Origin of the sequence: Pediococcus ethanolidurans, from assembly GCF_001437405.1 — a bacterium.
Classification (GTDB): Bacteria; Bacillota; Bacilli; order Lactobacillales; family Lactobacillaceae; genus Pediococcus; species Pediococcus ethanolidurans.
On record NZ_JQBY01000022.1, the window covers coordinates 1 to 12,743 of the forward strand.

Here is a 12,743-nt window from a genome sequence, read left to right on the forward strand (position 1 = left end):
CATTATATTTCGATCTATGAATATTTCAGGAATAAAGAAATTCATTTAATTGCTTCTCCAAATACGGGTTACACAACTGATGGTGGGGCCGTAGCCTACGATCTCAAAACTCTTGGTAAAAAAAGTAGTGCGCCATATCAATTGGAAACTATTATGGGTGGCCAACAAAAAATTGTCATTCCGGCTTCAAGTAAAAAAATTGTGACTTTCCCAATTAAAATGCCCGCAACACCTTTCAAGGGTGTTTTGGATGGTGCCATTTATTTTCTCAATCCCAAAACTTCTCAGGCCACAACGACAAACAAAAAGAATTTTACAATTAAGAGTCGGTTTGCCCTTGCACTAGGTGTAACTATTCACGAGGATACGAAAACAATTGTATCTCCCAAATTAACTTTAGGAGCTATTACAACCGGAACCGACCAAGGCGATAAATTTAGTCCCGCTTTCAAGGCTCAGATAGTCAATAACCGGGCCGTTTTGGTTAAAAACCTACAAATAAAAAGTGCGGTTTCAAAAAACGGACGATCACTTTATAAAACGAATACCAAGAACTTAACCATGGCTGCCGATTCTAATTTTAATTATGCAATTACTACCAACCATGCAGCCCTCAAGGCAGGAACTTATCATTTACATTTGGTTGCCAAAAGTGGTTCACAAAAATGGACTCTCAACCGTACTTTCACGGTTTCAAAAGATCAGGCAGCCAAGGCAAACAAACATGCCCACATCAAAAAGAGCTATACACTCTGGATTGTGTTAGCAGTTCTCCTAATTCTCTTGTTGCTAATTTTGGCCTATTGGTTGGGAAGACGCGGTTCAAAAAAAGTACAAAAGTAACTCCTGATATTTATAACTAGCTAAATTAAAAAAACGGTCAGAAAAATTTTTACATTTTTCTGGCTGCTTTTTAGTCTGTTGCTTTTTTCAAAATCTTTTTTAATTTTCGTTCAAACTCGCGCCGAGGTAGCATCACAATGTGGCCACAGTTTAAACATTTAATTTTAATGTCCATCCCCATTCGAATGACCTTCCATTCGTTGGCCTGACAGGCATGCGGTTTTTTCATTTCAACAATGTCATTTAGATCATACATTTAGTTTTTCCTCCCAATTCACACTCACCAAGCTGAATATTTAATCCAGCGAAATGTTTAACAAACTCAGAATACGGCTTAAATCGTCATTCGACATGTAGTTAATCTCGATTTTTCCGCCCTTTTCTTTTTGATCAATAATTGCTTTGGTACCGAATCTTTCCTGTAATTGTTCCTCAATTGCCCGAACATAGCGTGATTCTTTTCGTGCTTTCACAACCAATTTGTCTTTTTGTGGTTGTTGCATATTCAAACGATTTACTAAGTTTTCCAGCTGCCGAACCGTTAAATGCTCACTTACCACTCGTTTGGCCAATGGAATTAGTTTATGCCGATTCTTTAATGCAAGCAATGTTCTTGCCTGACCCATTGAGAGTTCTCCCGCCTGCAGCATGTTCTTAATTGTTTGCGGCAAACGTAATAACCGTAAGTAATTGGCAATATACGGACGACTTTTACCTAACTTCTCTGAAACTTGAGCCTGCGTAAAATTCAATTTTGCCATTAAAGAATCATAGGCCTGTGCTTCTTCTAAGGGTGTTAAGTCCTCACGTTGCAAGTTCTCAATGACGGCAGCTTCCATTGTCTCAGCGTCACTTAATTGACTAATGAGTGCCGGAATTGTATGTAATCCAGCCATCTTTGCGGCCCGAAAACGACGTTCGCCAGCAATTAACTCATAATAATGCGCCGATGCCGTTTGTTTGCGTACAATAATCGGTTGAAAAACGCCTGATTCTTGAATCGAATTGGCAAGCTCTCGCAAAGCTTTGGAGTCAAAATTATGCCGTGGTTGGTATGGGTTAGGATGAATATCTTTCAAGTTAATTTCAACAACCTGTTTGGTGTCTTCATCTTTTAATAATTTTTCTGCACCTAGTGAAGTTTTTGGTTTACTTGTCATGCTTGGTTGCTCCCTTTTCACTACTTACAATTGGTTCCTTGTTAGGTGTGCCTGGTTTTCGTGGATACTTTTTTGGTGTCTTGCGAATTTTTTCAATCCAAACCAAATGCCGTTCATCATTGGAAATTGGTAAAGCTAATTGTTCATCTTTAATGAGTTTTCCGCCTAACACTTGAATTGCTTTGTCTGCATCTTGAACTTCGTCTTCAGTATGGCTTGCTTTCAACGCCAAAAATTGGCCACCAATTTTAGTAAGTGGCAAACATAACTCAGTAAGCACTGAAAGACGTGCAACTGCCCGCGCAGTAACCAAATCAAACGATTCTCGATAGGGCAATTTAGCCCTAGCAAAAGTTTCGGCACGATCATGGCAAAGTGTTACATCAGAAAGTTCCAATTTTTCTACCAAATTGTGTAAAAAAGTGATGCGTTTGTTCAATGAGTCGACAATGGTCACTTTCAATTGTGGAAAAACAATTTTCAAAGGAATCGAAGGAAACCCAGCCCCTGCCCCAACGTCGCAAAGAGTTATTGGTTGTTGAAACAGTTCTGGATTCTGCACTCCTGGTAATAATGAATCATAAAAATGCTTTAAGTAAACTTCTTGTTTATCCGTAATTGCAGTCAAATTTACATGTTCATTAATTGTGATTAAATATTCATAATATGTATTGAATTGTTGCATTTGTTTCTCAGTTAGCTTAATGCCATGAGCAGCAAGTGTTTGCTGAAATGTCTCTGGGTTCATGTAATTCCTCCATTGTGAAACAAAAAGTGTTCCACATCATTATAAACGATTATCGAAAAGGGAACAAGACAGTACTATCCATCTCTTGTGACGAATGCTTATTATACCAGTTTTTTCGTTAGTTATTGTAGACATTTTTTCAATTACAAGGTCATCAAATTAGTGAACATACAAAAAAGCATTTTCAAAGCAAACTTACGTATCACTTTGAAAGTGCTTTTAGTTAAAAATTTAAAAGTTGAAAATATCAAAATTATTGTATCAGTGCATTGGTTACAAAGATTAGACTTAGTCTGGAAGCAAATGGGCTCAGTAGTGACATTTATCTTAGCGGGTTTTGCTTAGATAAATGCCGAGCTTAGAGACGTGTATTTCGGCTCTAAGTCGTGCCCACTACGTTCCAGCCCAAATTTGCTGGAAGACGGCAATTTAATCTAATTTTGTTACCATGAACACTTTTGTATCAGGCAATTAGATACATTTTTGTACTTTCAATCTTTAGTTAAAAATCAATTGTTTTAATTCAAAGTATCTTTTGCAATTTTGGCAGTTGTTTCCGCGCTATTGCCGCTAACTTGGGTAACCTTAGTACTTTGTTGCCAACTAATCTGATTAACTGGTTTTTGTTGACTACCATTGTAAATAACGATGTTACCACGCGTTACTTTTTTAGTTGTGACTTGATTAGTCTTTAAAGATTTTTGAACTTTATTTGCGACTGCTGTCACTGTTTTATTTGTTTGCTTAACTGATGACGTTGTCAGTTGATCCGTGTTAGCAACTGTGGTCACATTCCAGCCGTTTTTTTGCCACTGTACGTATACGTGGCCCATAACTCCCTGTCGAGTAGCAGTTGTGCCATCCGAAAGCTTAAGTTTTGTCCCATTTGTTTCGGTCACATTTTCATCGGTGGCAAAACTTGTTTTTGCCTGCGTGCTTGTTTGATACTTATGCTGTTTGTATGTCGCAGTCGTTGTATTGTTCGTCCCATTTGTATAAGTGACCTGTCCGCTAGTACTATTTCCTGTCACGGACTTAGCCTCAGTGGTGGTGCCATCAACTTTTTCTGGTGCACTTAGCCCTTTACTGGCAGGCGTCGTAACCGCGTGAACAGTCATCGTGTTGCTTTTTGCGCCACCCAAAGAAAGTAAACTAAGACCTAATATCAAACTGCATCCCATTAACATTAAACGTTTTTGCTTTTTCATATTTTTGCCTTCCTTACTCACTTGTCACAACATTTTTATTAATATAACCAACCCATGTATTTCCGCTGTACAAAGAATAATAAACATTTCCGTTTGGATGGTTATAGTAGCACTTCACAGTATACGTTTTACCGTAATAATTATTAGTGCTGCCAAGTTTTTTGGTAAACGAAAGATTTTTCCAAATTGTTTGATTTTTCTTAGTAATTTTAACCGTTTTGTTCGTTGTAATTGCTTGCAAAGTTGCATTGGCATTTACGTAACCAAACCAAGTATTTCCCTTGTAAAGTGAATAGTATGCTTGTCCATTTCCACGGAAATATTGATACTTAATTGTATACTGCTTATTCATATAGTTCTTTGTATAATGTTTAACCTTAGCCCATAAGAAATTATTCCAAACATCATAGGTAGATTTATGAATAGTAGCCGTGTGTTTATAAGAATGCGCCGTCATCACGGACATTGCATTGGCATTCACATAACCTACCCATTGGTTGTTTTTATTATATAAGGACAAATATTTACTGCCGTTATAGTGCTTATAATAATATTTTGCGTAATAAGTTCTGCCACTAGTTCCTGTGGTTCCATTTTTAGAAGTGAACATTAAATTTTTCCAAATCGTATAGCCCGGCTTAGCACTGTTTTCAGTTACATATTTTTTATAACTGATTGCTTTTGAAGACAAAAACCAACTGGTATTTTCATTGTATTTCAAACTAGCATCAACGTACTCCGCAATTGGTGAACTGTACCAATCGTCTGTGTATTGCCAGAGGACATGCGTAATTCCCGTGGGTTGAATTGACGTGTAATCCGCCAACCAATAACCGTTATAGCTCTTCATAGCAGATGCTGCATAAGTTTGGGCAAAACTATTGTATGAGTAAAACAAAATTCGTTTATTTGGTGATAAACTATGTAATTCTGTATACCAGGCTTTAGTTGCCGAATTTGTGGTACCACTAGTCACTGTTTGTTCCTCATAATCGTTCACGTAAAAACTAGCATTGGGTGCTCGTGTATATAAATCCTTTGCTTCTTGTTTAGCATCTGATGTACTTATGTACTGACTGAAAGAATAAACACCATATTTCAAACCATATTGGGCACATAAAGCAGCATTATGGGCAAAATATTTATCTTTATAATCACTTCCGTATTGCACTCGCAAAATTATAAATGGTTCTACTTTGGCCAAGTTCTTAACCTGAGTAGCGGTCAGTTTTCCTTGCCATTCTGATAAATCAGGCACTTGCGAGTTCAACGATGCCGCTTGTGCTTGCTTGTTTGCAACTATCGTAAATGCAAACATGACAAGCAATCCGATAAGTAGCCTCAAACTCCAAACTCGCGGATGCGTATGTAATTGTTCCATATTTAAAACTTCCTTTCATAAAAATCCGAGATAGATGGCAAAGTATTGAATATATTTCCAAAACAGAATTGCTGTAAGCATCCTTTACTCACAACCCGGTTTCGTGCCTTAAACTTTAAAAAATCCCTAATAATTTCGCAATTATTAGGGATTATATTGTTATATTCAATTGCCTTAATCTATTTAAATCCCCAAATGGTTCACGAGAAAATTCCCCGTACAGATAACGATACCACGAAAATCTTAAATGAAGATTAAAATAATCGGATTCAGTACAATTTTTTATCATTTATTAAATAAGTTTAACCATTTGTTTAGATCTAGCTTATATTTCTAGCAATGTGCTATAAGTTTTAGGCTTGAGGTTGATAAGTTTCATCCATTACAAGAATTGGTTTAATTGTTTTGCCACTAATTGAATCCGCGTTGGCCTGATTGATATCTTCAAATTTGTAGAATTTCTCAGTTTTATCAAAGTCAAACATGCCTTGACGATAGAATTCAATTAAACGAGGGACATCAATTTGAGGAATTGAATCACCCATATTTACACCAATTACCGCTTTATCATCAACACAAAGATCATTCCAAGTATCGACATCAATATGATGTGGTGTTACAGCTATACATGCTGACACACCACCTTGAGCAAGTGCCTTAATTGAAGACTCCATCACGCTAGCTACGCCAGTTGTATCAACCGCAAAGTTAACACCTTGACCCTTAGTTAGCTTTTTAATTGCGGCAACCGCATCTTCATTTTGACTATTTATGGTTTGTGTAGCTCCCAACTCTTTGGCTAGTTTTAGACGTTCGTCATTAATATCAACCGCAATGACTCGTGTGCAGCCAGAAATTTTGCCGGCCATCATTGCTGCTAGGCCAACGGCACCTGTTCCAAAGACCGCAATTGTTTGACCAGGACGTGGTTTCAAAGTATTTAAGACTGTGCCACTGCCTGTCACATAACCACAACCAAGTGGTCCTAATTTGCGTAAATCTAAATCTTTAGGAACTTTAACAGCGTTGCGTTCCCGAACAATTGTCGTCGTTGCAAATGAAGATTGATCAAACATATCACAAACATCGTGACCGTTCTCAGTAAAATGTGTGCTTCCATCAGGACGAACACCGGAAAGATTATTTTGTGCATAATGCAAACACTGGGTCGGAACACCTTTCAAGCAATTCTCACAGTTACCACAAGCATAGAAGGAAAGGACAACATGATCTCCTGGTACAAAGTTTTGTACGTGTGACCCAACTTTTTCAACAATTCCAGATCCTTCATGGCCTAGAACGATTGGATAACCAATGGTGGCATCGCCTTTTCTCAACGCTTCATCAGAATGACAAATTCCGGTGGCCACTATTTTAACCTGTAGATCATCTGGTTGCATTGCCGCCAGTTCAACATCATCCTTAATTTCAAAATCAGCACCTTTTTCACTAACTACGGCTGCTTTGACTTTCATAAAAACACCCTCCTAAAAATGTAATCGCTTAATACGCCTTCGTTATAACAGCTTGTGAAAATAAATGCAATTGGTAATGAAAAAAGACATGCCTTCATCAGGGCACATCTTTTACAAATTAATATTTATAAACTACTGTCTCTATAAACAACATTTGTACTAATAACAATTCGTTCAGGTACCTCTTTCAATATGCTGTCATTCAGAAGCTCTTTCAACATGCTAACACCCCGCTTACCCATCTGATCCGTATAAACTCGCACAGAGCTTAATGCCGGATAAGCGAATTCAGCGGTTGGTGAATCATTAAAACTAACAATACTAATTTGATTTGGAACATTAATTTTGGCTTCTCGTAATCCTTTAAGAACGCCAACTGCCATAGTATCACTAGCCACAAATAAAGCATTGGGCACGTCTTTGTTCTTTTGACTGAGCATATATTTTACTACCTCATACCCTCCGTCTGGTGTAATTGGTCCAGAATAAACGTAATCAGGGTCATATAAATTTTTATTTCTTAAAAAATCACGAAAAATCTTCAATCTATTATCATAGATCTTTTCTTTATCATCACTAGTTCGTCCATTACCAATAAAAATCCCAATTTTAGTTAATTTTTTTTCAATAAAGCGCCTTAATAAATTTTCCATTGAAGTTGCCGCATCCGTCACTACACAGCTAACCGTTTGTGGTAAGGTATCTTGTCCAATAATAATCAAATTAGAATTGATACTCTTTAGTTCTTGAATTTGTTCCGAACTAAAACGGCCAATTGCAATCACACCTTTCATTCGGCGTGCTAAGTTCCAATCACTGTCTACAAATAACCGGACTGATTTTAGCCCGCTTTCTAATAACGCTTTTTCTGTTCCAAGTCTGATCGCCATGTAATACGAATCATGTAATTCTTGTTCTTCCGTATACCATTCGATTACTGCTATTTGTTGATCATCATTTTTATGTTTATACTTTGTGTAATTAAGTTCCTCGGCAACCTGAAAAACCTTTTTTCGTGTCTCCTCGGTGACAGACAAAGTATCATCATAATTTAAAACTCGAGATACCGTGGAAATGGATACCTTAGCCTTAGAAGCGATTTCTTTAATATTTGCCACTGGAAGTTCCCCCTGTTTTTATTTACTCTCGTTATTTTAAGCTTTACCTTGAAATAAATAAAGCCAATCAATCAAATTTACAGTTTAATAGTTCATTTGACTAATTGACATCACTTTATTATTCAAATTTTATTTAAGTTCTTTTGTTTCACTCAATTTTTGATACCAATAGGCACTCTTCTTTGGATAACGTTTTTGTGTTTTAAAATCAACATAAAATAGTCCATATCGTTTAGAATATCCATTTGTCCAAGAAAACATATCTTGAAGTGACCAAACAAAGTAACCTTTAATATTCACACCTGCTTGAATTGCCTTAGCAACGGATACCAAATGATCATGTAAATAATCAATTCTTGGTTGATCATCTACTGGCGTATCTGCATCAATAAAATGATCTTTATATCCCAGTCCATTTTCAGTAATATAAATTTTTGAATTTTTAGGATATTCTTTTTTTATTCTCATAAGCATATCGTACATGCCTTTAGGATAAATTGGCCAGTCCCAATCAGTCATTGGAATATCAGTACGATTTACTTGTTCACCAATTCCTTGTAATCGACTAACAGAAGAACCTTTCTTTCCCGTACCATTATGCTTAATTTCGCTTGTTCCATGGTAAGCCTTGATGAACTTGCTAAAGTAGTAGTTTACACCCAAAAAATCCATTTGATCTGCTGCCTTAGTTAATTCTTTGATCTCTTCATCTTTAATTTTAATATGTGCCTGGTGATTGCTATCAAGAATTTCATTCATTAAGGACATTGTTTCTTTGCTGTAATTTCCATTTAAGGTTCCATCTAAATAACAGCGAATATCCAATGTATCTTGTAAAGCAGCCGCATGTTTATCCTCCTCACTTTCACTATTTGGATAAACTGTTTGTAATGCGTGAACTACCCCTATCTCACCTTTGTAACCATTCTTTTTAAACATATTAACAACTCTAGCATGTGCTAAATTCATATTATGTTCGGCCTGGAAGCATTTATTAAAATTATTCTTTTCTCCAGGTGGAAATGTCCCGGTAACATATTGTTGTGATGACATCGAGGTTGGCTCATTAATTGTAATCCAGTATTTAACTTCATCTTGATATTCTTCAAAACAGAATTTTGCATATTCTACAAAACGCTGAATATTCTTTTCATTTAACCAGTCTCCTTGTTCTGAGATTGTTGAAGGCGAATCAAAATGATGCAACGTAACAAAAGGTTCAACCCCATGTTTTCGACACTCTTTGAACAATTTATGATAGAATTCAACGCCTCGTGGCTCAATTCGTCCATAACCCTCTGGAAAAATTCTTGACCACGCAATTGAAACTCGAATAGCATTAATGCCAAACTTTTCACTCAGCTCTAAATCCTTTGGATACTGATGATAAAAGTCGCAAGCAGGGTCGGGACTGAAACGACCCTCCTTTTTCAAATAATCATCCCATGGTACCTTCCCTTTTCCATCTTCCTGCGTAGCGCCTTCTGCTTGATAAGCAGCAGTTGCGCCGCCAAATAAGAAGTCTTCTGGTAATTTCATCATATTCTTTTGACCTCAATTCTCTTTTTATTAAATTGCATTATCTGAAACAAATTTGATTGCCTTTTCAGCATTTTCTGTTAATTCAATGTATTGTTTCCCTGTAGTGGTCAACAATTTAACCCCATATTTATCACAAATTTTTTGTAAATTTCCGCGCATACTATCCATTTGAGGAGCTAAAATAACTAGATTCATATCTTCAATTAGATCCATATCTTGCCCATAAGCACGTGCCGTCGCACTTAACGGTAAATCACGTTCTTTTGCGGTCTTATTTAGGGCATTAGCTAAAATTCCACTTGTTCCTCCTCCTGCACAAAGAACTAACACATTCGTTTCCTTTGTTATGGTCGATGAATCGTCCAACTGTGCATCATTTGAAACAGTTGCAAGTCCAGGTTCATTTGATTCACTCAAATCTTCAGTTGTGTTAGCAACCTCTGCAGCCTTTGCTGTCTCTTCTGCTAAAAGTTGACTGTCATAAACTCGCATGAAAGGTAACCAAACGGCTACATCCGCAGTCAGCATAATTGCAACTGCTAGGAAGGATAATGGAGCTAGCCCTGTACTAATAATAATTCCAATTGGACCAGGCACTGTCCAAGGCATGTTATAGATCATACTGTTCATTCCGAGACTAGAAACAAAGAATTTAAATACACACACATTAACCATCGGCGTTACAACAAACGGAATAAAGAACACTGGACTCATAATAATTGGTGCCCCAAACAAAATAGGTTCATTGACCGAGAAAGAAACTGGAATAAAGGCAGCCTTTCCTAAGGCCTTTAGTTGTTTTGATTTTGCTAAAAATAAGAATAGAAAAACCAAAACAAATGTTGAACCAGTACCACCCATATTCATAACATAATCTTGAGTATTCATTGCAAGTACATGAACAGCCTGGCTTCCACCTTGAACAAGCTTTAAATTAGCTGTCGTATTAGCAACTTCAATAGCAGCTACCGCAGGAGCGACGATAGATGGGCCCTGAACACCAATAAACCAGAAGAACCCCATAGCTCCAGCAACAATTGAAAGTCCCACATACGTATCACTTGCTTGGAACAACGGTGAAAGCGCACTGATAATTCCCTGAGGTAGGTTTTGCCCATTAGTTAATGCTTTAAATGCAATGTCAAACGCCCAAAAAACAACAACTGAGAGTCCCAAAGGAATAACATCTTTAAAGGTTTGCGAGATGTTTTGCGGAACTTGAGGTGGCATTTTAATCGTGACATTATTTTTAATACAAACGTAGTATAGATTTGGAACAATTAATCCAACAACATATGCAGCAATTAAACCTTGTGTTCCCATATATGTAAGATCAACACCACCAGTAGATAATGGCTTTACTGCTAAAATAATAAAGGCAATTTCGGACGCAATAATTACAGAAACTGGATTAATACGATTTGTCTTTGGTAAATTTAGATTTTTATAATCTGTTAAATTTTTTGCCGTTGTTGCAGTGACAAATAACGCTAAAAGCCCCATCGAGTAGTTGTAGGCAATCAAAAGTGTATTTGTGATTGAAGTGCTCCAATAAAACCCCCATACATTTGGTAGATATGTCACTAACAGAAATACACTCGAAAATAGAATAATTGGCATTGCAGCAATAAAACCATCTCGAATTGCTGATAAATATGGATTAGATGCAACTTTTTCAAAACCTGGTTTCATCTTTTCAATCTGTTTTTCAAATTTACCCATAAGATTTCACTCCTTATATTTTCCAAATAATCAAACAGTTTGATTCGCGAGTCCTTACTTCGTTAACAAGTTCATTATGATGGCAGCGGTTACATAAGTCAAGACGTTTTTTGCACTTTTTTAGTAAAACTTTGTTTTTTATCCTAACGTGGCCAGTTTTTAAAAAAATAAAGCCTGTAATTAAGCACAATTACAGGCTTGTACATGCAAATCAATTATTTGTTTTCTAGTTTGCCAACTCTTTCGAATAGATCTATAAAATAAGATACTTCATCACGTAAGAGCATCGTAGTCATCAAAGTATCTTGTCCATGAGACATAATGAACGTCGTATCAAGCTCCGCACCGCCTGCCTCTTCACTCAACAGTTTTGTCTGAGCATTATGGGCATCATTAAGTGAATCTTCCGAATCTTTTACTAGCTGTCGTGCCTCTTCAAATTTCCCCTGTTTAGCGGCATTCAACGCTTTGATTAAAGCAGTTTTTGCATCTCCTGCGTATGCTACGATCTTAAATCCAACCATTGAAATTTCTTCTTTTGTTGACATAATAAATCCTCCTCTTTTTAATAAAACGCTTACATTTAAATTACTCCCAAAACCAATTAACGTCAATAGATTTTAGTAAAATAAATTAATTATTTTTACTAAAAAAGAAACAAAGTCAGTGCTAATACCGACTTTGTTTCCAAAAAAATCATTTAAAATGCTTTTGAATCACGTTTCGTGATTCTTTTAAGATAGTTGCATTTGAATCAAAATTCAGTGTGAGATAAGAGTAATACAATAAATCAACAACATACAGCTGCGCCATAAGGGAGGTTGTGGCCGCTGTTCTGAGTTTCTCATTTTCTTCGCTATCGTCATGTAAGAGAATAATATCACTTTTTTTTGCCAAAGAACTTTTTTTGCTGTGTGTAATTGTAATAACCGGTACATGATGTTCCTTTGCCACTTCTGCCAGTTTTTGGCTTTCGACAGTTTCACCAGTATTTGAAACAAGCATTAATACTGTTTCTGGTTTTACAATTCCTGTAGCAATCAAATGTGTATCCATAGTTTGAATTACCGGTTTACCAACTCGAATAAATTTTTGTTGAAAATCAGCGGCAACAATGCTTGAAGCTCCTAGACCATACGCATATACATCATCAGCCTTAGCAATCAGTTGAGCCGCACTTTGGACAGATTTATCGCTTAATGCTAAATTGGTTTGTTCAATAGTATGTCCAATTCTAAATTCCATTTTTTGTTTAACAACGTCTAAAGGATCTTTAGGATCAACTTCTGTATACAAGCTGTCATCAACTTTAGTTTCTGCTGAAAGTTGAATTTTCACACCAGGAAACCCGTCACTACTCAGAATTTTAGCAAGTCTAACTACTGTCGCTGCACTAACACCCACTTTGTTTGCTAATGCATCTGCATTCATACCAATTACTTTTTGTGGATGGTCCAAAATAAACTGGGCAACTTTTTGCTCTGATTTTGAAAATGACGCAATTTGACTGTGAATGGAAAACAGGATGCTTTTCATGTGAACTGCC

At 36.6% G+C, this 12,743-nt stretch carries 12 protein-coding genes; 1 reads left to right on the top strand and 11 read right to left on the bottom strand.

What is annotated here, in order from left to right; all coding sequences use genetic code 11:
* On the top strand, window positions 1-843 hold an 843-nt coding region (locus IV87_RS08760), incomplete at its 5' end, for a DUF3324 domain-containing protein (RefSeq protein ID WP_057807448.1).
* A 70-nt stretch (window positions 844-913) separates the two neighbouring features.
* Here the strand turns inward: IV87_RS08760 and IV87_RS08765 are convergent.
* The 11 genes from IV87_RS08765 to IV87_RS08820 form a co-directional block, all read right to left on the bottom strand.
* On the bottom strand, window positions 914-1,099 hold the full coding sequence (locus IV87_RS08765) for a DUF951 domain-containing protein (protein WP_057807450.1): 186 nt from the start codon (window positions 1,097-1,099) through the stop codon (window positions 914-916).
* 40 nt (window positions 1,100-1,139) lie between these two features.
* A complete protein-coding gene (locus IV87_RS08770; RefSeq protein ID WP_057807452.1) occupies window positions 1,140-2,003 on the bottom strand; it encodes a ParB/RepB/Spo0J family partition protein in 864 nt (287 codons plus the stop codon).
* The gene (gene rsmG / locus IV87_RS08775) at window positions 1,993-2,751 is read right to left on the bottom strand and encodes a 16S rRNA (guanine(527)-N(7))-methyltransferase RsmG (RefSeq protein WP_057807454.1); all 759 of its coding nucleotides are present in this window, start codon (window positions 2,749-2,751) and stop codon (window positions 1,993-1,995) included. The genes IV87_RS08770 and rsmG overlap by 11 nt, the downstream gene beginning before the upstream one ends.
* Before the next feature lie 518 nt (window positions 2,752-3,269).
* Window positions 3,270-3,959, bottom strand: coding sequence for a hypothetical protein (locus tag IV87_RS08785; RefSeq protein WP_057807458.1), 690 nt, complete (start codon window positions 3,957-3,959; stop codon window positions 3,270-3,272).
* 13 nt (window positions 3,960-3,972) lie between these two features.
* Window positions 3,973-5,340 (bottom strand): GH25 family lysozyme, encoded by a 1,368-nt coding sequence (locus IV87_RS08790; RefSeq protein ID WP_057807460.1) that lies wholly within the window; start codon window positions 5,338-5,340, stop codon window positions 3,973-3,975.
* Between the two features lie 353 nt (window positions 5,341-5,693).
* Window positions 5,694-6,815 carry an NAD(P)-dependent alcohol dehydrogenase gene (locus IV87_RS08795; protein WP_057807462.1) on the bottom strand — a complete coding sequence of 374 codons (1,122 nt, stop codon included), beginning with the start codon at window positions 6,813-6,815 and terminating at the stop codon, window positions 5,694-5,696.
* Between the two features lie 125 nt (window positions 6,816-6,940).
* The gene (locus IV87_RS08800; protein WP_057807464.1) at window positions 6,941-7,933 is read right to left on the bottom strand and encodes a LacI family DNA-binding transcriptional regulator; all 993 of its coding nucleotides are present in this window, start codon (window positions 7,931-7,933) and stop codon (window positions 6,941-6,943) included.
* Between the two features lie 129 nt (window positions 7,934-8,062).
* On the bottom strand, window positions 8,063-9,475 hold the full coding sequence (gene lacG / locus IV87_RS08805; protein ID WP_057807466.1) for a 6-phospho-beta-galactosidase: 1,413 nt from the start codon (window positions 9,473-9,475) through the stop codon (window positions 8,063-8,065).
* 27 nt (window positions 9,476-9,502) lie between these two features.
* Complete coding sequence (locus tag IV87_RS08810) at window positions 9,503-11,197, bottom strand: PTS lactose transporter subunit IIBC (RefSeq protein WP_057807468.1); 1,695 nt, start codon at window positions 11,195-11,197, stop codon at window positions 9,503-9,505.
* 215 nt (window positions 11,198-11,412) lie between these two features.
* Window positions 11,413-11,745 (bottom strand): PTS lactose/cellobiose transporter subunit IIA, encoded by a 333-nt coding sequence (locus IV87_RS08815; RefSeq protein ID WP_057807470.1) that lies wholly within the window; start codon window positions 11,743-11,745, stop codon window positions 11,413-11,415.
* Window positions 11,746-11,893: 148 nt separating this feature from the next.
* Window positions 11,894-12,733: a MurR/RpiR family transcriptional regulator gene (locus IV87_RS08820; RefSeq protein ID WP_057807472.1), complete on the bottom strand. Its 840-nt coding sequence runs from the start codon at window positions 12,731-12,733 to the stop codon at window positions 11,894-11,896.
* Between the last annotated feature and the right edge of the window lie 10 nt (window positions 12,734-12,743).

Coding starts and splice junctions, on each gene's coding strand:
- IV87_RS08765 (WP_057807450.1), bottom strand. CDS start 1,099: ATGTATGATCTAAATGACATTGTTGAAATGAAAAAACCGCATGCCTGT.
- IV87_RS08770 (WP_057807452.1), bottom strand. CDS start 2,003: ATGACAAGTAAACCAAAAACTTCACTAGGTGCAGAAAAATTATTAAAA.
- rsmG (WP_057807454.1), bottom strand. CDS start 2,751: ATGAACCCAGAGACATTTCAGCAAACACTTGCTGCTCATGGCATTAAG.
- IV87_RS08785 (WP_057807458.1), bottom strand. CDS start 3,959: ATGAAAAAGCAAAAACGTTTAATGTTAATGGGATGCAGTTTGATATTA.
- IV87_RS08790 (WP_057807460.1), bottom strand. CDS start 5,340: ATGGAACAATTACATACGCATCCGCGAGTTTGGAGTTTGAGGCTACTT.
- IV87_RS08795 (WP_057807462.1), bottom strand. CDS start 6,815: ATGAAAGTCAAAGCAGCCGTAGTTAGTGAAAAAGGTGCTGATTTTGAA.
- lacG (WP_057807466.1), bottom strand. CDS start 9,475: ATGATGAAATTACCAGAAGACTTCTTATTTGGCGGCGCAACTGCTGCT.
- IV87_RS08810 (WP_057807468.1), bottom strand. CDS start 11,197: ATGGGTAAATTTGAAAAACAGATTGAAAAGATGAAACCAGGTTTTGAA.
- IV87_RS08815 (WP_057807470.1), bottom strand. CDS start 11,745: ATGTCAACAAAAGAAGAAATTTCAATGGTTGGATTTAAGATCGTAGCA.
- IV87_RS08820 (WP_057807472.1), bottom strand. CDS start 12,733: ATGAAAAGCATCCTGTTTTCCATTCACAGTCAAATTGCGTCATTTTCA.